This is a genomic window from Streptomyces sp. NPDC054849, from assembly GCF_053610945.1.
In genome coordinates this window covers 1-20045 of record NZ_JBSGZI010000050.1, presented here as the reverse complement: position 1 = coordinate 20045, position 20045 = coordinate 1, and the positions used below count along the sequence as shown (strand labels likewise).

The 20045-nt window shown below is 72.5% G+C and carries 15 protein-coding genes; 3 read left to right on the top strand and 12 right to left on the bottom strand.

Annotated elements, in window-relative coordinates:
- Positions 1-59: 59 nt before the first annotated feature.
- The 7 genes from ACWGIF_RS21765 to ACWGIF_RS21735 all read right to left on the bottom strand — a co-directional run bounded on the left by ACWGIF_RS21765 (position 60) and on the right by ACWGIF_RS21735 (position 7291).
- Positions 60-3638 (bottom strand): bifunctional glycosyltransferase/CDP-glycerol:glycerophosphate glycerophosphotransferase, encoded by a 3579-nt coding sequence (locus tag ACWGIF_RS21765; RefSeq protein ID WP_453499755.1) that lies wholly within the window; start codon positions 3636-3638, stop codon positions 60-62.
- 197 nt (positions 3639-3835) lie between these two features.
- A complete protein-coding gene (locus ACWGIF_RS21760; protein ID WP_453499753.1) occupies positions 3836-4210 on the bottom strand; it encodes a hypothetical protein in 375 nt (124 codons plus the stop codon).
- A gap of 107 nt (positions 4211-4317) precedes the next feature.
- Entirely contained in the window at positions 4318-4737 is a 420-nt protein-coding gene (locus ACWGIF_RS21755; protein WP_453499751.1) for a roadblock/LC7 domain-containing protein, read from the bottom strand.
- A 71-nt stretch (positions 4738-4808) separates the two neighbouring features.
- Positions 4809-5594 carry a transcriptional regulator gene (locus ACWGIF_RS21750; protein WP_453499749.1) on the bottom strand — a complete coding sequence of 262 codons (786 nt, stop codon included), beginning with the start codon at positions 5592-5594 and terminating at the stop codon, positions 4809-4811.
- Entirely contained in the window at positions 5591-6031 is a 441-nt protein-coding gene (locus ACWGIF_RS21745; protein WP_453499747.1) for a hypothetical protein, read from the bottom strand. The genes ACWGIF_RS21750 and ACWGIF_RS21745 overlap by 4 nt, the downstream gene beginning before the upstream one ends.
- A 160-nt stretch (positions 6032-6191) precedes the next feature.
- Positions 6192-6434, bottom strand: a complete 243-nt coding sequence (locus ACWGIF_RS21740; protein ID WP_453499745.1) for a helix-turn-helix domain-containing protein — start codon at positions 6432-6434, stop codon at positions 6192-6194.
- A gap of 293 nt (positions 6435-6727) precedes the next feature.
- Positions 6728-7291 (bottom strand): TetR/AcrR family transcriptional regulator, encoded by a 564-nt coding sequence (locus ACWGIF_RS21735; RefSeq protein ID WP_453499743.1) that lies wholly within the window; start codon positions 7289-7291, stop codon positions 6728-6730.
- Between the two features lie 217 nt (positions 7292-7508).
- Here ACWGIF_RS21735 and ACWGIF_RS21730 point away from each other — a divergent pair, with 217 nt between their 5' ends.
- The gene (locus tag ACWGIF_RS21730) at positions 7509-8774 is read left to right on the top strand and encodes a helix-turn-helix domain-containing protein (protein WP_453499741.1); all 1266 of its coding nucleotides are present in this window, start codon (positions 7509-7511) and stop codon (positions 8772-8774) included.
- Here ACWGIF_RS21730 and ACWGIF_RS21725 read toward each other — a convergent pair.
- The 4 genes from ACWGIF_RS21725 to ACWGIF_RS21710 form a co-directional block, all read right to left on the bottom strand.
- Positions 8692-10632, bottom strand: a complete 1941-nt coding sequence (locus ACWGIF_RS21725) for an APC family permease (RefSeq protein ID WP_453499739.1) — start codon at positions 10630-10632, stop codon at positions 8692-8694. The two genes, ACWGIF_RS21730 and ACWGIF_RS21725, sit on opposite strands and share 83 nt — an antisense overlap.
- A 51-nt stretch (positions 10633-10683) precedes the next feature.
- Positions 10684-12111 (bottom strand): PucR family transcriptional regulator, encoded by a 1428-nt coding sequence (locus tag ACWGIF_RS21720; protein WP_453499737.1) that lies wholly within the window; start codon positions 12109-12111, stop codon positions 10684-10686.
- A gap of 199 nt (positions 12112-12310) precedes the next feature.
- Positions 12311-12766, bottom strand: a complete 456-nt coding sequence (locus tag ACWGIF_RS21715; RefSeq protein WP_453499735.1) for a (2Fe-2S)-binding protein — start codon at positions 12764-12766, stop codon at positions 12311-12313.
- 23 nt (positions 12767-12789) lie between these two features.
- A complete protein-coding gene (locus ACWGIF_RS21710) occupies positions 12790-15018 on the bottom strand; it encodes a molybdopterin cofactor-binding domain-containing protein (RefSeq protein WP_453499733.1) in 2229 nt (742 codons plus the stop codon).
- A gap of 483 nt (positions 15019-15501) precedes the next feature.
- On the opposite strand from ACWGIF_RS21710, the gene ACWGIF_RS21705 reads away from it, so the two are divergent.
- Positions 15502-16923: a PP2C family protein-serine/threonine phosphatase gene (locus ACWGIF_RS21705; protein ID WP_453499731.1), complete on the top strand. Its 1422-nt coding sequence runs from the start codon at positions 15502-15504 to the stop codon at positions 16921-16923.
- Positions 16924-17128: 205 nt separating this feature from the next.
- Here the strand turns inward: ACWGIF_RS21705 and ACWGIF_RS21700 are convergent, their stop codons facing one another.
- Positions 17129-18625, bottom strand: a complete 1497-nt coding sequence (locus tag ACWGIF_RS21700; RefSeq protein WP_453499729.1) for a DNA-binding protein NsdB — start codon at positions 18623-18625, stop codon at positions 17129-17131.
- Between the two features lie 229 nt (positions 18626-18854).
- Between ACWGIF_RS21700 and ACWGIF_RS21695 the strand changes: the two genes are divergently transcribed.
- Entirely contained in the window at positions 18855-19979 is a 1125-nt protein-coding gene (locus ACWGIF_RS21695) for an aminoglycoside phosphotransferase family protein (protein ID WP_453499727.1), read from the top strand.
- Positions 19980-20045: the final 66 nt, after the last annotated feature.

The following is a 20045-nucleotide window of genomic DNA, read 5'->3' as shown; positions in this document are numbered from 1 at the left end:
GAAATTCATCGGTGGGCCCGGGGCCGGTCTGTTTCAGCCCAGAATTGCGCTCGTACGGCCTACTTCGCGGGCTCCGCGCCCATGGCGAGCATGCGGTCGACGACGCGCTCGGTGGCACGGCCGTCGTCCAGGTCGCAGAACTCGGCGCGGAACGCCGCCCGTGCCTCGGCGTACTCCGTCCCGACCGCGTCCGCGTTCCGCACGGCCTCGATCAGGCTCGCCGAATCCGCCAGCAGCGGTCCGGGCGCCTTCTCCTCCAGGTCGAAGTTGAAGCCGCGCAGCGTGCCGCGGTAGTGCGCCAGGTCGTACGCGAAGAGCAGGATCGGCCGGTCGGTGAGTGCGAAGTCGAAGATCGCGGAGGAGTAGTCCGAGATCAGCACGTCCGCGATCAGCAGCAGGTCGGCGGCGTCGGGCCAGCGTGACACGTCGACGACGAAACCGTCGCGGACGCCCTCACGGACCTGCTCGGTCACGTGGTGGTGGCCACGGATCAGCAGGACGTGGTCCTCGCCCAGCTCCCGGCGGGCCTGGTCCAGGTCGATCCGCAGGTCGAGCTTGTAGCCGCCCGACCAGCCCTCGCAGTTCTCGCGCCACGTGGGCATGTAGAGGACGACCTTCTTGCCCTCGGGCAGGCCGAGCCGCCGCCGGACCTCCGCGATCCGCTGCGCGTCGGGCCGTACGAGCGCGTCCGTACGCGGCGCGCCGGACTCGACGACCTCGCCGTCGTAGCCGAGGGCGCGCTTGAGGACGGGCGTGGCGTAGGAGCTCGGGGAGGCCAGCAGCGACCACTGGGCGCTGTCGTGCGCCAGCCCCTCAAGGATCTCCGGGCTCGTGTAGTAGTCGTGCACGAAGTCGTGGCCGATCTGCTTGATCGGCGTGCCGTGCCACGTCTGGACGACGACTTGGCCGGTGCGGCGCTCGAAGCGCCGCGGCACGTTGTCGTTGGTCACGTAGTAGCGGGCGCGGGCCAGCAGCTCCCAGGCCTCAAGGCTGTCGTGCTGCACGGCGCGGGCGGTCGCCGGGACCTCGGCACGGCCGTCACGTACGAGCCAGACGTGCTCCAGCTTCTCGCCGCGGCGCACCAGTTCCTCGTGGATGGCGCGGGGCGAGTCGCCGGCGCCGTTCCCCTGGAAGGTGTCGTAGAGGACGACGTCCTTGACCGGCAGGGCGCGCTGCGCCGGATAGGTCTCGAACCGTACGACGCGCTGGGCGAACCGGGAGCGGTCGTGCGGGCTGAGCAGCGGGTCGGCGACCAGCACCATGCGGTCGTGGAAGCGTGTCTCGACCCGCATCCGGCGGCCCTGCGCGGTGAAGGGATGCGGTCCGGCGAAGAGAAGGCCCGGGCCCATCTGCACGGGGGCTCCGCGGTCGATGCCGAGCAGGCCTGCGGTGGTTCCGCCCTGGGCGGCCGGGCGCAGCGTGGGCCACCAGCGGCCCTCGGGCAGCGCGGTACGGCCGGCGTACGTCTCGGGGGGTACGGGCCGGAAGGTGGTCTCGAAGCGGTCCCCGTCGCGGGTGACGGGGTAGCTGAACTCCACCCCGTGCGCGTCGTGCAGGACGAGCTCGTACGGCTCGTCGGTCGGCGCGACGAACCGGCCCCGCAGGGTCAGGGTGCCGTCCTCAGCCGTGACCTCGTCGATCAGCGGCGGGGAGGGCTGCACGGAGAGGGTCAGGTGTCCGGTGTTGCCGCGCTTGGCGAAGAGGGTGCGGCCCGTGACCTCGCCCGGCAGCGGCACCACCAGGCCGTTGAAGCCGCCGCGCTCGTCGTGGGCCAGGCGGTGTTCGGTGCCGTCGGCGCCGAGCACGGAGAGGCTCCACGGCTCGGGGGCCCACTCGCCGGGATCCACCTCGGCATCCGGTACGGCGGCCAGCTCGGCCAGCGGGACGCGGGCGGTGAACGGGATCCGGCCGGAGCCTGCCGCGCCGGTCTCCAGCGGGAAGGTCAGGACGGCCCCGGTGGAGACGTGGACGGCCTGCAGTGCGGACGCGGCGCCGACCTCGGCGGAGAGCTCACCGGTGATCTCGACGGCGTCGTCACCGGCGGGGTGGACGTCCAGGGCGCGGGCGCGGACGATCTCCACCTGGATGGTGAGGGCGCCGGACACGGCCGGGATGATCCGGACGTCGGGGGCCACCCAGTGCGGGGGCGGGTTCTGGCCGGTGTCGTGCTCACCGCCGCGGAGGCGGGCGCGGTGCAGGCCGCCGGCCCCGGTGACGGCGATGGACGTGGTCCATATGCCCTCGTGCCACTTCCCGCCCGACTGGAAGATCGAGGGGTCGACGACGGCGGTGAAGCCGGCCCAGTCGGCGTGCCGCAGTGCGAGGTGCGGGGACTTCACGGTGGCCATCGGGGAGGCGACGGTACGGGTGCCGACGACGGAGCGGCGTCGCTTGCCGCCCTCGCGGAAGACCAGCATCTTGCGCGAGCCGAGGCGGCTCTCCGCGCCGAGGTGGCCGGGGAGGGCGTAGCCGCGCAGCAGCAGCTTGCCGTCGGCCCAGGCCGCCTGTTCCAGGCGGCTGACGACCCGGCGCTCGCGCGGGCCCAGGGTGAGGATCTTGGCGGGGACGGGCGGGCGGCCCTGCAGGAAGGGGTAGTCCGCCTGCGGGCGGGCGAGGCCCTTGACGGGCACGCTGTAGTGGTAGTCGCGCTGGTGGTCCTGGAGGGCGATGAAGTCCTCGACGCGGCCTTCGCCGGCCAGGTACGCCTTGAGCCGGTCGGCGACGGTCAGGTCGGACCAGGGGCCGGTGCCGATCTCGCGGACGAGGCCGCCGACCTCCTTGACGAACGCGGCGCGGAAGTCGGCGCCACCCTCTCCGACGTACTTGTAGATGAGCGGGAGTTCCTCGCTCAGCACGTTGTAGTCGTAGTCGCGCAGGTAACGGGCGTACTTGGCGCCCTGCTTGGCCTTGAGGGACTCGCGCACCAGGCGGACGGACTTCACGCGGTCGATGAGGGAGACCGGGTCCGTGGAGCGCTGGGTGATGGAGCGCTCGCCGGTCTCGCGGACGCGCCAGTGGTAGACGCAGTCGCTGAGGATGTCGACGCTGGAGGCGAAGTAGTGCGCGGGGATGCTGACCGGGGCGTCCTCGTAGAGGATGCCCTCCGGGTACTGGAAACCGTGCCGGTCCCAGAAGCTGCGCCGGTAGACCTTGTTCCACGCGGTGCGGTCGGTGACCAGCGCCGGGAACTTCGAGATGTGGGTCTTCAGCTGCGTCTTCGCGAAGGCGGCGCGGTGGCCCCACGACTGGTTCATGCCGACCGAGCGGAAGCGCTTGACGTTGCCGCCGGCGAAGTCCGAACCCGTCTCGTCGAGCGCCTCGATGAGGCGCTGGTACGCGTAGTCGGGCATGGTGTCGTCACTGTCGACGAAGGCCAGGTACTCGCTGTCCGGGTGGACGTGGCGGGCGCCGGCGTTGCGGGCGGCACCGAGGCCGGCGTTCTCCTGCATCACGACGCGGAAGCGCTTGTCCCGGGCGGCGAACGCCTTGGCGATGACGGCGCTGGTGTCCGTGGACCCGTCGTCCACGAGGATGACCTCGAAGTCGTCGAAGGTCTGCGCTGCAATGGATTCCAGGCACTCGTCGAGGTAGAGCTCGACGTTGTAGACGGGGACGACGATGCTCAGGCGCGGGGGCATGGGTGGCGGTATCTCCAGCGTTTTATGCTTTATCGATGATCAGCTCACAGCATCTTACTCTGTAACAGAGTCATAAACTCCGCCCATATGGGGCAGACGCGACTGATCGCCGGGGCGGACGGCAAAGAATTCAGCCGTCCGCCACTTCGACGCTGCGGTGCGACGCGGCCTGACCGCGCCCGGCGGGGTGACCCCGGTCAGACTTCCAGCTCGGCTTCGATCTTCTTCAACTGGTGACGGGCCATCGCGAGGTTGGCCCGTCCCTTGTCAAGGGCCAGGTAGAGGAAGAAGCCCGACGAACCGCGCCCCTTCAGCAGTCGGATCAGGTGGTACTGGCCGCCGAGGGTGATGAGGATGTCCTCGATCTCGTCCTTGATGCCGAGCATCTCCATCGTGCGGACTTTGGCGCGCACCACATCCGTGTTGCCCGCCGCGGCGACCGCGAGGTCCAGCTCCTTGCCGCCGCCGATGGTACCGAGGGCCATGCCGCTGCCGTAGTCGACCAGGGCGGCGCCGATCGCGCCCTCGATGACGGTGGTGGCTTCCTTGAGGGCGGTGTCCACATTGACCATGAGAGGTTCCTCTTCTCGTTTCGGTGGTGCGATGGTGACTGTCTGTAGTCGTGGTGGGGGAGGGAGCCGCGGATGTGGCCGGGTCGTGGTGCGGGCTCATCCGCGGATCACCCGGGCGGGGCGATGGGGCCCCGCCTCCCGAGGGTGTGGTCGATCAGTTCGGCTATCCGGACGCTGGAGCGCCGGGCCTCCAGGTGGAGGCGCCCGACGTTGACGCGCGGCTCCGCGGTCAGGGTGAGGACGGCCGCCAGGCCCGCCGCGTAGGTGGCCACGTATCCGTCCTCGCCCCGCACCAGCAGTTCGCGGAACGCTCCCTGGCCGGTGCTGTCGCTGAGTCGCTGGGCCACCCCGAGGGCGGCCGCGGTCAGTGCCGCGACGGTCTCGGCCTCGGCGGCCGCACTGTCCTGGGCGAGGACGAAGCCGTCGGCGCTCGCAGCGAGGGCGCCGGTGAGCTGGGGTACCCGGGCCCGCAGCCTGCGGAGCTCGGCGAGTATCTCGGCCTCCGCCTCGGGGGGCACGGTACTCATGTCGGCCTTTCTCCTTTCGGGCTGCCTCCGCTCGGAGCGGTCGGCGCGCAGGGCCGGTCGCAGCGGGAGCCTCACAGGCTTGCCTCCAGTGCGTCGCGTAACCGGCGGAGCAGCGCCACGTCCGGGGATTGGGCCTGGGTCATCCAGTCGGGCAGGGGTGCCGGGGGCGGCGGCGGGGTGTGCGGGGTGTCGACCAGCCCGGCCGCCGCGAGGCGTCGTACGTCGAGCAGGGTGTGGAAGGCGGGCCGGCCCAGCACCCAGGCGAGGTCCGCCGGGGTGCGCACGCCGTCGGCCTGGCCCAGCAGGAGCCGCTGCCGGGCGGTGACCGTCTGGCCGGGGGCGGCCGCCCGGGGTATCACGGGGGCGGTGTCGAGCAGCGGGTACGGCCAGACCGCGTCGAGCAGTTCCCGGCGGCGCTGGGTCTCCCGCTCCACGGCGGCGGCCGGAACGGAGCGGACGGAGCCGATCCAGTGGGTGGCCCCGCGGCGGAACCGGGAGGGTCCGCTGCCTGGGGACAGGGCGAAGAAGGCGGCGTCGAAGATGGCGGCGAGATGGCAGATCTCCAGCTCGCCGCCGGCGAGCCCGCCGCTGTCGACGAGGAAGCGGGCGACCTGGCGGCGGGCACCGGCCCGGTCCACGGCCTCGCGCCAGCGCTCGGGGGCGAGGCCGCCGCCGGTGGTGAGCAGCACGTCGAGGCCGGGGGTGGCCGGGCTCTCGGCGTGGACGACGCGGCCGTCCTCCAGGAAGAGGGTGCCGCGGTCGCGGAGCAGGGCGCCGGTGGCGCGCTCCGCGGCGAGCCGGGTGAGGAGGGGGGAGACGGCGGCGAAGGTGTGAGCAGCCGTGGCCTGGGTGGTCACCTGAGCACCAGCCCCTCGGCCAGGGCCCGGAGTCTGTGGCGCGCGAGGGCGAGGTTGCCGTCGGCGCGGTCGAGCCAGAGGTGGAGGAAGACGCTGCTGTCGAAGCTCGTCTCGACGAAGCGCAGGACGTGGTAGCCGGTGCGGGTGGTGACGATCAGGTCCTCGACGGGAGGGCCGGCCGCCTGGCCGGCGGACGCACCGAGGGAGGGGACCATTCCGCCGCCGTGTGCCGGAGCAGGCTCCGACGGGGCGAAGGACTCGTACTCGGCGGCCGCCCGGGCAAGCTCTGCGGTCTCGGCGGCGGTGGTCTCGTGGTCGCCCACGGGCGAGTCCCCGGCGGTGCCGAGGGCCAGTCCGCTGCTCCAGTCGACCAGCGCGGCCCCCCGCGCACCAGGCAGGGCCATGGCTTCGAGCAGGCATTCGTCGATCCCGGGCACGCGGGCTCCCCTCCCGGCCGGACGTGCTGGGTGCACGGTCGTACGGCGCGACAGGAGGGAACTTACTCAAGTTCCGCAGGCCGAAAGGGCGTTCTGGCATTTTCCGCTGGAACATGCCGAGAAGCGGGTAAGACCTTGGCCGGAACGCGTCGCTATTTGATCACGAGGCGAGGGGGAGATCGTCTGCGAGGCGGAACGAGCCGCCTTCGCGCTGGACATAGCCCTCGTGGCTGAGGGTGCGCAGCAGGTGGTAGACGGTGGGCAGGGGGATCCCGGTGACCCGGGCGAGCCGTTTGGCCGTCGCCCCGCCTTCCGCGTACATCGCTTCCACGAGGCGCAGAGCGCGCTGCACGGAACCGATCAGGGTGGGTGTGCTGTCCTTCTGAGTGTGGTCGGTGCCCATGGTTACTCCCCCTGCTCCGGTACGAGGCCTGGCAAACCCATCAAAGTCCCTCACCGGCCGCAAAACCAGCTGACTCGCGTAAACCTGAGCATAAGATCACCGGATACCTGCCCGGACGGCGAGAAATGCCCGGGGCCCCTCGCGTGCACGTCTCGTACGCGGGGAGCGGGGCGTCCTCGATCGGGTGGCGCGGCAGGGCCGGCCCGAAGCGGTGCTCCAGGACGGCCGGTACGCCACGTCTGCACCCTCCACAGTCTCCCCGCGATGCCGGTGAATCCCTCCCGGCACGACAGTCAGTCCGCGGACCCCTGCGGGAGGAGGCGCTCGATCATCGTCTCGATGAGGTCCTCCACCGGGTGGGCCGCCAGCGTCGCCGGAGCGGTCAGGTCGTCCACGATCAGCCCCAGCATCGCAAGGTAGAGCAGGACCACGCCCCGCCGGTCGCCGGGCAACCCCGACTCCAGGTGCCAGGCGACGTTCGCCTCCAGCTCGGCACCCTGGAACCCGGCCAGTTCCGCCCGGAGTTCGGGGCGGCGGGTGCCCTCCAGCCGCAGCTCCAGCATCGCGATGTGCACGCTGCGCTCGCGCCGCATCCGGTCCACGAGCTGTCCGAGCAGCACCTTGGTGTCCAGCGGGCCGTTCAGGTCCGCGGGGTCCGGGACCAGCCGCTCTCGGGTGCGGTGCAGGATCTGCACGAGCAGCTGGGACCGGTTCGCGAAGTAGTTCGAGGCGGTGCCGGTGGGCACCCCCGCCTCCGCGTCCACTGCCCGGAGCGTCAGGCCACGCGAGCCCTCCCGCGCCAGGACTTCGATGGCGGCGTCGAGCAGCGCGGCGCGGCGCTGCGGATTCTGGCGCATGGCGGGTCCTCGGGGTGGGTGCGGCATACGATGGGAGCACTGCAGGTGCAGTGCTTCGCTCACGGTAGCGGACGCGCCCGGTCCGGGCCCGCCCGCCGCTCCCCTCCACCGCCCTTCCGGCAGGCCGTTCCGCGTCGCCCCCGCCTCATCGGTCCCCGCCGTCTCGTCCCCACCGCCCCCTCCCCACCGGCCCCTTCCCCGTGTCAGGCTGCCCGTCATGGAGCGGATCATCGAGGAGATACGCGAGGACCTGTCCCGGCGCATCGCCGTCGCGGCGGACCGGCTCGCCGACCGGACGCTGACCGAAGACCCCGCCTACGCCGCCCTGCTGGGCCGGGCCGAGCTGCGCGAGCGCATCCACCACAACCTCCGCCAGGCCGTCGAAGGCCTGGTCCGCAGCTCCCGCGGCCTCCCGGTGGAGCTCGCCGACGCCCGGGCCACCGGCGCGCTCCGCGCCGAACAGGGGCTGCCGCTCACCTCCCTGCTGCGCACCTACCGCCACGGTGGCCGGCTGCTCTGGCAGACCCTCACCGAGGCCGTGGCCGCGCACGACCGGACGGCGCTGCCCCGGCTGCTGCCGAGCGCGACCGTGTTGTGGGACGTGCTGGACCAGATGACGGACGCCGTGACGGAGTCGTACCGCCGCACGGAGGCCGCGCACACCGACCGGGACCGGCAGCGCCGCGCGGCACTGCTGGACGTCCTGCTGGACGGCGCCGCCGCCACGGACGGGCCGACGGCCTCGGAGGCGGCCGCCCAGCTGGGCCTGCCGGAACGGGGCCGCTTCGCGGTGGTCGTGGCGGCCTCCGGCGGCTCGGGCACGACCGCCGGCCCGCCCGAGAGACCCGGCGCCGCGTCCGCTCCTCGCGTGCTGTGGCGGATCCGCGCCGAAGGGGAGACCGGCCTGGTGGAACTGGGCCCCCATCCGCTGGAATCCGTACGGGAACTGCTCGCGCCACTCGGGGTGCGTGCCGGGGTCAGCCCGGTCGTCGGGGCGCCGGGCGAACTCGCCGCGGCGCACCGGCTGGCCGCCCTCGCCCTGCGCGCCGCCCCTGAATCCGGTGGCCCGACCACCGCGCTGCTGGACGAACGGCTCCCCGCCGCGCTGATCGCGGCGCAGGCCGAACTGGCCGGCCGGCTGCGCCAGGTGGTGCTGGGCCCGGTGCTCGCGCTGCCCGCGGAGGACCGGCGGACGCTGTTGACGACCCTGGGCACCTGGCTGACCTGCCAGGGCTCGACGACGTACGCCGCGCAGCGGCTGTACTGCCACCGCAACACCGTCTCCAACCGGCTGCGCCGTCTGGAGCAGCTCACCGGCCGCTCCCTCTCCGACCCGCGGCACGTGGTGGAACTGGCGCTGGCGCACGCGGCGGTGCTCCAGCGGGGCGCCGCGCAGCCGCCTACCCGTCCTGCCGCGCCGGCACCGCGGGTTTCGCCGACTCCAGCAGGTACGGCACGTCGATCACCGCGACGCCCGGTGTGAACAGCAGGCGCGCCTTCAGCCGCAGAGCGTTCTGGTTGTGCAGAGGCTGCTCCCACCAGTGGCCCACGACGTACTCGGGGATCACCACCGAGAGCATGTCCGTGGCGGAGTCGGCGGCCAGCTCCTCGACGTGGGCCAGGATCGGGCCCACCACCTCGCGGTACGGCGAGTGGATGATCTTCAGCGCGAGGCCCGTGTCGTGCTCGGCCCACGTCTCGCGCAGACGGGTCGCCTCCGACTCGTCCGCGGCGACGGTCACCGCCGTCAGGGTGTCGGGGCGCAGCCCCTGGGCGTAGCCGATGGCCTTGAGCGTCGGGGCGTGCACGGCGGCGACCAGGACGAGGACGTGGTGGCGGGCGGGCTTGCGCGGGGTGGCGTCGGGGGCGACGGCGACCTGCCGGGCCACCTGGTCGTAGTGGCGGCGTACGCCCTTCATGCCGAGGAAGAGCAGCGGAATGGCGATGACGACCAGCCAGGCGCCGTGCGTGAACTTGGTGATCAGGACGATGATCAGCACCAGGGCGGTCAGGGCGGCGCCGACCGCGTTGATGGCGAGTCTTCGGTGGATGTGGACGCGCTCCGCCCGCGGGGTGGCGGACGAGGCGAGTTCCCTCCTCCAGTGCCGGACCATGCCGGACTGGGAGAGGGTGAAGGAGACGAAGACTCCGATGATGTAGAGCTGGATGAGACGGGTCAGTTCGGCGTCGAAGGCCACGATGAGGGAGATGGCGGCGAGCGCGAGGAGTACGACGCCGTTGGAGTAGACGAGCCGGTCGCCCCGGTTGGCGAGCTGGCGGGGTGCGTACCGGTCCCTGGCCAGGATCGAGGCGAGCATCGGGAAGCCGTTGAAGGCGGTGTTCGCGGCGAGGATCAGCACGCCCGCGGTGACGGCCTGCAGCAGGTAGAAGAGGAAGTGCCAGCTGCCGAAGGTGGCGCGGCCGATCTGGGCGAGGGCGGTGGAGGTCGCGGTGCCGGGGGGCAGGCCCAGTTCGGTGGGGTCGGCGGCGACGTGCACCTGGTAGGACATGGCGAGTGCGGTGATGCCCATGAACATCGTCACCGAGAGGACGCCCATCGCGGCGAGCGTGGCCGCCGCGTTGCCGGCCTTGGGCTTGCGGAAGGCGGGGACGCCGTTGCTGATCGCCTCGACGCCGGTGAGTGCGGTGCAGCCGGAGGCGAAGGCGCGCATCGCGAGGAACACCAGGGCGATGCCGGTGTAGGTGCCTTCAGCGGTGATCGGCAGGTGGGCGGACTCGGCGCGGATGGTGTCGCCGGTCCCGAGCCGTACGGCGGCGACGGCGAACATGACGTAGATGACGAGGACGAAGCCGTAAGTGGGGATGGCGAAGACCCGGCCCGACTCCCGTACGCCGCGCAGGTTCATCAGGGTCACCAGCACCACGAAGGCGACGGACAGGGCCACTTCGTGGTCGTCCAGGGCGGGCACGGCGGAGGTGATGGCGAAGACGCCGGAGACGACGGAGACCGCGACGGTCATCACGTAGTCGACGAGCAGAGCGCCGGCCGCGGTGAGGGCGGCGCTCTGCCCGAGGTTCTCCGAGCTGACGACATAGGCGCCGCCGCCGCCGGGGTAGGCGTGGCAGGTCTGCCGGTACGAGGCGACGACCACGATGAGCAGGAAGACGATGGCGAGTGCGGCGTACCAGGTGAGGTGGAGCAGTGCGACGCCGCCGAGGGCCAGGATCAGCAGGATCTCCTCGGTGGCGTAGGCCACCGAGGAGAGGGGGTCACTGCAGAAGATCGGCAGGGCGAGTCTTTTGGGCAGCAGGGTCTCGCCCAGGCGTGCGCTGTCGAGGGGTTGGCCGACCAGCACGCGTTTCGCATTGATACGCCTCATTGGGGCATGATCGTCCATTTCATGCGCTCACCACCCCTTTCGAGGCTTGTGTCACCCGGCGAGCTCCTCCGCCCGGTGCGCCAGCCACAGGTCGTGCCGGGCACTCGGGGACTGCAGCAGGGAGCGCTCCAGCAGCGCCTCGATGCGGGTCAGCCGCTTGCGGGCGCCCGGGACGGAGACGCCCAGGGCGGCGGCCGCCGGGACGAGTCGGGCGTCGTGCGCCAGCCAGACGCGGACCGTGTCGCGGGCGCCCGGCGGGGCCTGCGGTCCGGTCAGCCCGCCCAGTTGGGTACGGGCCCAGGCCGTCAGGCGCGGATCGCGCAGCACCGCGTCGAGATCGGGGGCCGCCGCCGCAGTGTCCGCGCCCTCCGCCCACCGCGCACCCGGGGTCAGCCGCAGGGCCAGCGAGAGCGCCGCCTGGTCCCCGAGTCGTGCGAGGTCCAGGCCGAGCAGCGCCTCGACCAGGCGGAGCCTGGCGGCAAGGGTGTTGCGGTGGATCTTCAGCAGCCGCGTGGTGTGCGAGGTGAAGTTCAGCCAGGCGTGGGCGGTGGCCCGTAGTTCCTGCCCGCCGGGGTCCTGGGGGCGCCGGGGCCGGTGCGCGTGCAGGGGCGCGAGCAGAGCCTCGGCCCAGGCGGACCCCGCCTCATGGGCGGCGAGCGCCAGCTCGGGCCCCGGTCCGAAACGGGCGTGCCGCTCGCCTCGGCCCCGGGCGACGGCCAGGGCGTGGAAGGCCTGGGTGTAGGCGGCCGGGGCCTCGCGCAGGAACACCTTCCCGCTGACGCCGACCGCGCACTCGGGGGCCACCTGCACCAGCGCACCGGCGAGGGGGTCGTCGTCGGCGGAGACCGCCGCCGGACCGGCCGGGACGAGCACGATGAGGTGGCGTACGTAAACCGGGCAGCGCACGATCCAGGCCCGGCCACCCGTCAGTTCCGCGCACAGCCGGGCCACCTCGGCGCGCTGACCGGTCCGGCACTCGACGACGTACATGCGCATCGGCTCGGGCAGCGCGGGCCCCAGCGCCTCGGCGATCTGGTGGGCGGTGGAGAGCCGGCCGTTCATCAACAGGTGCAGCACGGCCTCGCGGGCCCGCGCCTCGGCGAGCGCGGCCCGCTCCTCCCGCCGCGCGGCCTCCTCGGCACGCAGCACGAGGGCCAGCGGTACGGCGGCGTCCGCGAGCAGGGCGGGCGCGCCGGGGTCGTGCGGCTGGTCCAGTACGGCGGCCAGCGCGCGGCCGCCGTCCAGCGCGAAGAGCAGGGTGGCGGAGCCGGATCCGTGCAGCACGGCCGACCGCACACCGCGGGCGCTCATCTCGGCGGCGCCGCGCACGGCGGTCCGCGGCCCCCGCCCCTCCTCGGCGTCCACCACCCCGGCCCATCCGCCGAGGCGGGCGGCGAGCCACTCCAGCAGCGCGGCCGATCCCCCGGCGTGGGCGAGCCGGTGGAGCCTGAGGACGTCGTCGGACCGGGACACGGGCACGGCGGCATTCAATCACCGGCCGCACACTGTGCGCAGTGATACCCGTGTCGCCCGGTCACTGGGCACGGCGAACCCTGCGCACGGCCCGCCGCCCGCATAGGTTTGGCCACAGCGGCAGGATTCCGGTGCCCACGGGGGAGGCACCGGGATCCGCCGCCGTTCAGATCTTGCGCGCCGCCGTTCAGATCTTGCGCCGCGCTCACATCTTGCGCGCCGCGCTGCGGATGGCCTCCCGGATGCGGAAGTAGGTGCCGCACCGGCAGATGTTCGCGATGGCGTCGATGTCCTCGTCCGTGGGATCGTCGGTGCGCTTGAGCAGCGCGACGGCCGCCATGATCTGGCCCGGCTGGCAGAAGCCGCACTGGGAGACGTCCTGTTCGAGCCAGGCCTCCTGCACGGGGTGCAGCTCGTCCCCGTTCGCCAGCCCCTCGATGGTGGTGACCGCCTTCCCCGCGCACGCGGAGACGGGCACCACGCACGGGCGGACGTCGGCGCCGTCGAGATGGCTGGTGCAGGCCTTGCAGACGTCCACCCCGCAGCCGTACTTGGGGCCCCGGACGCCGAGGATGTCGCGGAGGACCCACAGCAGGGGCAGGTCGTCGGGCGCGTCCACGGTGACGCTCCGCCCGTTGACGGTGAAGGTGTGCGAGGGCACGGCGTACTCCTGGATCGGGCGGACTAGCGCGGGTAGGGGGTGAAGTCGACGTCGAAGTCGAGGGGGAAGCTGCGCGGTGTGGAACCGGTGGCCCGTGCCCAGGCGTTGGCGATCGCGCCGACCGCGGCGGGAACCCCGAGCTCGCCCGCGCCGCCGGGCTCCTCGCCGGTGGCCGGCAGCACGAAGACCCGCACGTCGCGCGGGGTGTCGCGCTGCTGCGCCCAGTGGAACTGGCTGTAACTGCCCTCCAGCGGGAGCCCCTTGTCCAGGTGCAGGCCGGCGCGCAGGGTGGTGGAGATGGCGTCGGTGAGGCCGCCGATCATCTGGGCCTCCAGCCCGCGCGGGTTGACCGGCAGGCCCACGTCCACGGCGATGACCGCCTTGGTGACGCGGACGTGCTCCGGGTCGCGGGTGTCGATCTCGACGAGGCAGGCGGTGCGGGACTTGTACTCCTCGTGGAAGGCGATGCCCTGCGCACAGCCGGCCTCCATCGGCCGCCCCCAGTGCCCTTCGGTCGCCACCTTGTCGAGTACCGCGCGCTGGGCGCCGGTCTTCAGGAAGGTGCGCCGGAAGCGGTACGGGTCGCGGCCCGTCCGGGCGGCGAGTTCGTCGACCACGATCTCCTCGGCTCCCCGGGTGTTGGCGGAGTACACCGAACGCCAGGAGCCGGTGGGGATGCCGGTCGGCACCTCGGTGAGCGTCTGGGTGGTGAGCCCGAAGTGGTAGGGGGATTTCACCGTGGTCAGGAACAGGGTCTGGGCCAGGGTGGCGTTCCCGATGCCGAGCGGCAGGCTCGCCGCTGTCGCGGTGATCATCTCGCCGAGCCCGTGCCGGAAGTCGGTCTCCGCGGCGGCGACGCGGTGCTCGAAGCTGAGCACCTCGCCCAGGAGGTGGGTGGCCCGGATCCTGTGGTGGGTCGCGGGGCGCATCCGGCCGTGCCGGGTGTCGTCCACGCGGGTCCACATCAGCTTGACCGGGCGGCGGCAGACCTTGGAGATCCGGGCGGCCTCCAGGGCCGCGTCGAAGAAGAGCCGCCGGCCGAAGGAGCCGCCGGCCTGGACCACGTGCACCGTGACCTTGTCCACCGGCAGGCCGAGGTCGGCGGCGATGCTCTGGCGGGCCACGATCGGGGACTTGAGGCCGGACCAGATCTCGGCCCGGTCGTCGCGTACGTCGGCGATGGCGGAGTTGGTCTCCATCGGGGCGTGGCTGACGAAGGCGAAGTCGAATTCGGCGTCGACGTACGGGGTCAGCAGCGGCGGTACCAGCAGCGGTGGGGTGGCGGCGCGCAGTCTGGTGCGGATCTGGGCGTCGGAGAGCTGGTCGGCGGGGCCGGGCCCCCAGGTGACCTGGAGGGCGGACTTGGCGGTGATGGCCTGCCCGAAGGTCTCGGCGACGACGGCGACCCCGGTCGGGACGGTCACCACGTGCAGCACACCGGGCATGGCCCGGACGGCGGCGAGGTTGGTGACGGTGCGGACGGTACCGCCGAGGGTGGGAGGGCGGCGCACCACGCAGGGCCGGGCGCCGGGCACGTCCAGGTCGAGGGTGTACTGCTGGGCGCCGGTGACCATGGCGCGGGCGTCGACGCGGCTGGTCGGCTTGCCCACGAGGGTGTGCTCCGCCGTCTTCTTGGGGCCGGCGCCGAGCACGGTCAGGCCGGGGTCGGCGGCGGCCGCGGCGAGGCTGCCGTAGTCGGCGGTGCGGCCGTCGGGAGCGCGGACGGAGCCGTTCGCGGTGGTGAGCGAGGCCGGGGGGAGGCTCCAGCGGCGGGCGGCGGCCGCGACGAGGCGGGCCCGGGCGGTGGCGGCGCACTGGCGGACCGGCCCGTAGAGCGAGCGGATCGAGTTGGAGGAGCCGGTGAGCTGGTTGAAGAGCAGCTCGGGGCGCGCGTCGTCCAACTCCACGCGTACGTCGGCCAGGGGCGCGTCGAGCTCCTCCGCGACCAGCATGGCCACCGCGGTGGTGAGACCCTGGCCGACCTCCTCGCGCGGCAGGCGGAAGCGGATGGTCCCGTCCGCCTCCACGGCGAGCGCCAGCAGGGCGGAGGTGGGGGCGCCGGCCAGGATGAAGAGGTCGCCGAGGTCGATCACGTCGGCGATGGCCGGCAGGGAGGGCACCACGGCGTGGGCGCTCTGCGGGGCGAGCGCGTCGGCGCCGGCGCGGGTGACGAGGGCGAGGGTCGGCGCCGCCACGAGGTAGGTGAGGAAGGACCGGCGGCTCTGCCCGGTGGCGTGGTTCTGCCCGGCCATGTTGGTGTGTCCCCACGCTGTGCGGGTCCGCCCGCGCGGACCTCCCCCGGCTGTTACCGGCACGTAGAGTAGCGATCGGGTGGCGCGCTGGGAAGGCCCGCTGCCGTCGGCCCCTGGCGGGCAGTCCTCCGTTCGGGGGTATCGCGGGGAGCCGCGTTGATCCGGGACATGCCCGAGTCCGGCGGCGGGGCCGCCTCGTACAGCTCGTCCGTACGATCGAGCCACGTCGGCGGGATGGCCGGTTTCCGGCCGCCTCTCCCCGGCGTTCCGCCCTCGAACGGCAGGTGCCGGAGCCGCCGCCTTCAGGCCCCCTGGCCGGATTCGTTCGTACACGAAAGGCGGCCTCGAAGGCCTGGGGCATATGCCGGAAGCAAGGACGTAGCGGATGTTGCCAAACGCCTTACACGCTGTCGCCGCCTGTGCAACAGTCGTTACCGGTCCTTCCTTCAGACTTGGCCGTGCCGCGCCTGTATCGGAGTTCTCATGCCGTCCCACCTGTTCGCGGACCGTCCCGCGCAACCGCCCGAGCCGGGGTCGGTGGACGCGCTGATCTCTCAGACCCGGCGCCTGCGGGGCGAGGTGGACGCAGTCCGCCGCGACACCGTCGTGGACGACGACGACGCCCAGGGCCGCTGGCAGAGGGCGCTGTGCGATCTCGCCGTCCATCACCTCGACGACCTCCGCGAGCATCTCGACCAGCTCAAAGAGGGTCTGCCGCCGGTGCCCGAGAACGTCGAATTCCCACAGGCTCCCCCCGAGGCCGGGCCCGAGGCCCACACCCGCGTCGGCAGCGCCGAGTGGAATCTGCTGACCGACGAGGTCAACTGGTCCGACGAACTGTTCCAGATCTTCGGCCGTTCCCCGGAGGCCGGCGCGCTCCCCTTGGACGAACTGGGTTCCACCCTGTTCTCCGAGGACCAGCCGCTGCTCACCGCGTGGGTCACCGCCTGCCTGGTGGACGGCAAGCCGATAGACGGCGAGTTCCGCATCGTCCGGGCCGACGGCCGGGTCCGGACGCTGCACATGAGGGGCGAGCCGGTACTCGACTCCGACGGCTGTACGGCCTCCATGTGGGCCGTCCTGCGGGACGTGAGTGAACTGCGCCGGAGCCAGCGTGCGGTGCGCGAGTCCCGTGACTCGCTGCAGCGCCAGCGGGAGATCGCGCAGACCGAGCACCGGCTGGCGGTCGAGCTGCAGGAAGCCGTGCTCCCCCCGTGGCGCGGCTCCCTGCGGTTCCCGTACAGCAGCGCGGGCGCGCTGGACGTGGCCGCGCACTATCTGCCGTCCGCGACCAGCGCCCTGATCGGCGGCGACTGGTACGACGCCCTCGAACTGCCCGACGGACGCTCACTGCTGACCGTCGGCGACCTGACCGGTCACGGGGTGACCGCCACCTCCGGCATGGCGATGATGCTGGGCGCCCTGCGCGGCATGGCGATGGCCGGGATCGAGCCGGGCCCGCTGATGGGCTGGCTCAACCAGCTCCTGGAGACCTCCGTACAGCCCGCTCTCGGCTCGGCCGTGTGCTGCCGCTACGACCCCACGCGCGGCGTCCTGTCCTGGGCGCAGGCCGGCCACCCGGCCCCGCTGCTGTTCCGCCGCGGGTCCGGCCGCTCCCTGGCGCCGCCGGAGGGTGTGCTGCTGGGTGCGACCTCCGGGGCCTCGTACGGGCAGGCCGAGGAACGACTCGAAGTGGGCGACCTGCTGGTCCTGCACACGGACGGGCTGACCCCACGCAGCATCGAGTTCAGCCGGGCGGACGGTACCGAGCGGCTGCTGGCGCTCGCGCCGCGGTTCGCGGCGGCGCGGTCGGCGCAGGACTGCGTACGGATCGTGATCGAGGAGTTCGGCGAGAGCGAGCGGGAGGACGACGCCTGCGTGCTCGTCGCCCGGGTCGGCGGGTAACGACCGCCTGCCGTCCGGGCCTCGGGGCTTGAGGGCTTCAGGGCCGCGCCGGAAGGCGCGGCCTTTTTCGTCTCCGTGCACGCCAAACCCGACGTACACGACGTATGCAACGTACAGACCAAGACGACGCGGTGGCCGTACACGGTGTGCGGTACCGGCGCGTACACGGACGCGCAGCCGGCCGGCGTGGAACCGGCTCGGGGGGCTACACCTTCGTACCGCGCGCGCCGTGCGACGCCGGGGTGTCGGGGAGGGCCAGCTTGATCTCCTGGCGAAGGTCCTCGATGCGGGGGTACCCGGAGTACTGCGCGGTGAGCCGGTACATCTCGCGCAGCCGGTCCCAGGTACGGTGCGAGGACGTCTCGTTCATCGACACCAGGGCGAGGCGCGCGTAGCGGTCGGCCTGTTCCGGCTCGTCGGCGATGAAGCAGGCCGAGGCCATGGAGATGTAGTCGAAGATCTGCGAACGCTGGTAGCCGTCGCCGCGCAGCCGCAGGGCTTCCCTGGCATGGCGCGCGGCGATCGGCGCCGCCGCGGCGTCGTGGTCGGCCAGAGTCCGGTACGCGAGGGCCTGCATGCCGTGCAGGTCCGCCTCGTCAAAGTGCTGCATCCAACTCGGCGGCGGCACGTCGCCCTTGTCGGAGACGAACAACTCCTCCGCCTCGCCCAGGGTGCGACGCATGGCCTGGCCCTTGCCCATGGCGGCCTGCGCCCAGGCCTCGATGGTGTGCAGCATGGCGCGGGTGCGCGGGAGGGTCTGTTCGCCCGAGCCGGACTGGGCGAGCTTCATCAGGTCCAGGGCCTCGTTCGGCTTGCCGAGGTGGACCATCTGGCGCGCCGCGCGGGACAGCGCCTCGCCCGCGCGCGGACGGTCGCCCCCCTCGCGGGCCGCGTGCGCGGCGATGACGAAGTACTTCTGCGCCGTGGGTTCGAGACCCACGTCGTGGGACATCCAGCCCGCGAGCACCGCCAGGTTGGCCGCCACCCCCCACAGCCGCCGCTGAAGGTGGTCGGGGTGGTGGTAGGCGAGCATCCCGCCCACCTCGTTGAGCTGGCCGACGACGGCCTTGCGCTGGAGTCCGCCGCCTCTGGAGGCGTCCCAGGCCCGGAACACCTCGACGGAGCGCTCCAGCGCCTCGATCTCCTGGGAGCCGATCGGGGCGGCTTCGTAGCGGTCGTATCCCGCCGGGTCGGCCTGGAAGGAGTCCCCGAAGTCCCGGGCCTCCTTGGCGGCGGCGGGGTCGGTGTGGAGCCAGTCGTACATGGCGTTGCTGAGGGCGGAGCCGGCGGTGAGCACGGCACCCGCGCCCATCAGACCGCGACGGTTGAGCATGAGGTCCATTCCCGTGAATTCGGTGAGGACCGCGGCTGTGCGTTCGGGCGCCCAGGGCATTCCGTCGGGGTTCTCACGAGCCCCGTCCGGCTGCCGTCTGGAGGTGCGCCGCTGCCGTACGAACCCGAGGTCCTCGATGGTCACGACACGACCGAGCCGCTCGGTGAACAGTGCTGCCAGTACCGTGGGCACCGGCTCGCGGGGGCTCTCCCCCATGTCGATCCAGCGCCGTACCCGCGAGGTGTCGGTGGCCAGTTGGGGGTGGCCCATGGCCGCCGCCTGCCGGTTTACCATCCTCGCCAGTTCGCCTTTCGACCAGCCGGCCAGGCCGAACAGGTCGTTCAAGCGGGTGTTTGGACCTTTGCTCACGTCAAGCCCCCAGGTTCTCGGCTGAGTTGACAGTAGCCCGCCGTCAGATGCCCAGCGACTATTCGCCAGGCTTCGCCAGGGCACGCCCGATGGTTCGCCACCTTGCGCCGGGTGTCAGGTAGGAATGCGCCTCCCCGCCCCGGTCACCGGCGGAACTCCCCAGGGTGAAGACGGGGTCCGGCGGGGCGGCGTACGCAACTCGTCGGCGCACGAAGGGATCCGTATCACCATGTACGCAGCAACGTCCTCCGTGTCCGCACCGGTCCGGTCGCACCGCACGCTCCCGGCGGGCGGCGGCCCCTACCTCGACCCCGCCCGCCCGCTCGGCCCGGCACAGGCCGCCGTGCGGGCGCGGCGGATGCCCGGTATCGGGTCGCAGCCCGTCAGCGGAAGAATCGACCTCTCGGGGCCGCAGGGTGCGCAACTGCGCACCGCGCTGGCCTCGGTGCAGCGGATCTGTCCGGAGTTCGCGCCGGTGCAGGTACTGCGGCGCAGCGGCCGCTCGGTCCTCCTCGTGGGGACCACCGGGCGGATGACCGCCGTCGCGAAGGTTTTACTGGATCACTCACCGGAGTGGCGTGAGCGCTACCGGCACGAAATAGCGGCATACCGGACGTTCGTCCGGCACCGCCCCCCGGTCCGGGTGCCGCGGCTGATCGCCGCCGACCCGGAGAACTGCACGCTGGTGGTGGAGCGGATGCCGGGCCGGGTCGCGGCCCTGCAGCGGCACCCGGTGGAGCCGCCGCCGCGGGTCGACCTGCGGGCGGCGCTGGGCGCGGTGTGCCGGGTCAACCAGTGGCGGCCGCCGTCGGAGTTGTTCGGCACCCCGATGAACTACGCCCGGCGAATCGCCCGCGACTACGAGTTGGGCCTGCTGACCGACCGCGATCTCGGCGACCTGCAGAAGCTGCTGCACGGAGTGAAACTGTCGGGCACACCCCTGCAGTTCAACCACGGTGACGCATTGCTGTCGAACCTGCTGCTGTCCCCCGCCGGTCCGGTACTCCTCGACTGGGAGCACGCGGGCTGGTACCTGCCGGGCTACGACCTCGCCACCCTGTGGACGGTACTGGGCGACGCCCCGGCCGCCCGCGCCCAGATCAGCCGGCTCGCCCAGTCGGCCGGACCGGTCGCACGGGACGCCTTCCTGGTCAACCTGATGCTGGTGCTGACGCGGGAGATCCGGATGTCCGAGACGGCGGTGCAGCGCTCGATGCTGGCGACCGCCCCGGCCCAGCCGCTGGCGGTGGGCGCCCTGTCCTCCGGTGAGGAGCAGCGGCTGCTGCTCCGCCGTCTGCACGATGACGCAGGGATGGCGCGCCGAGCGGTCCGTGCGGCGGTCGGCACGCGCTGACCTCCGCCGGTCCATCCCCACCCCCATTCTTGCCGACCACCAGACCACAGACCCGCGCGAAGGACT

Excerpts from the sequence above, each read along its gene's own strand:
- ACWGIF_RS21765 (WP_453499755.1), bottom strand. The coding sequence starts at position 3,638 with ATGCCCCCGCGCCTGAGCATCGTCGTCCCCGTCTACAACGTCGAGCTC.
- ACWGIF_RS21760 (WP_453499753.1), bottom strand. The coding sequence starts at position 4,210 with ATGGTCAATGTGGACACCGCCCTCAAGGAAGCCACCACCGTCATCGAG.
- ACWGIF_RS21755 (WP_453499751.1), bottom strand. The coding sequence starts at position 4,737 with ATGAGTACCGTGCCCCCCGAGGCGGAGGCCGAGATACTCGCCGAGCTC.
- ACWGIF_RS21740 (WP_453499745.1), bottom strand. The coding sequence starts at position 6,434 with ATGGGCACCGACCACACTCAGAAGGACAGCACACCCACCCTGATCGGT.
- ACWGIF_RS21735 (WP_453499743.1), bottom strand. The coding sequence starts at position 7,291 with ATGCGCCAGAATCCGCAGCGCCGCGCCGCGCTGCTCGACGCCGCCATC.
- ACWGIF_RS21730 (WP_453499741.1), top strand. The coding sequence starts at position 7,509 with ATGGAGCGGATCATCGAGGAGATACGCGAGGACCTGTCCCGGCGCATC.
- ACWGIF_RS21725 (WP_453499739.1), bottom strand. The coding sequence starts at position 10,632 with ATGAGGCGTATCAATGCGAAACGCGTGCTGGTCGGCCAACCCCTCGAC.
- ACWGIF_RS21710 (WP_453499733.1), bottom strand. The coding sequence starts at position 15,018 with ATGGCCGGGCAGAACCACGCCACCGGGCAGAGCCGCCGGTCCTTCCTC.
- ACWGIF_RS21705 (WP_453499731.1), top strand. The coding sequence starts at position 15,502 with ATGCCGTCCCACCTGTTCGCGGACCGTCCCGCGCAACCGCCCGAGCCG.
- ACWGIF_RS21695 (WP_453499727.1), top strand. The coding sequence starts at position 18,855 with ATGTACGCAGCAACGTCCTCCGTGTCCGCACCGGTCCGGTCGCACCGC.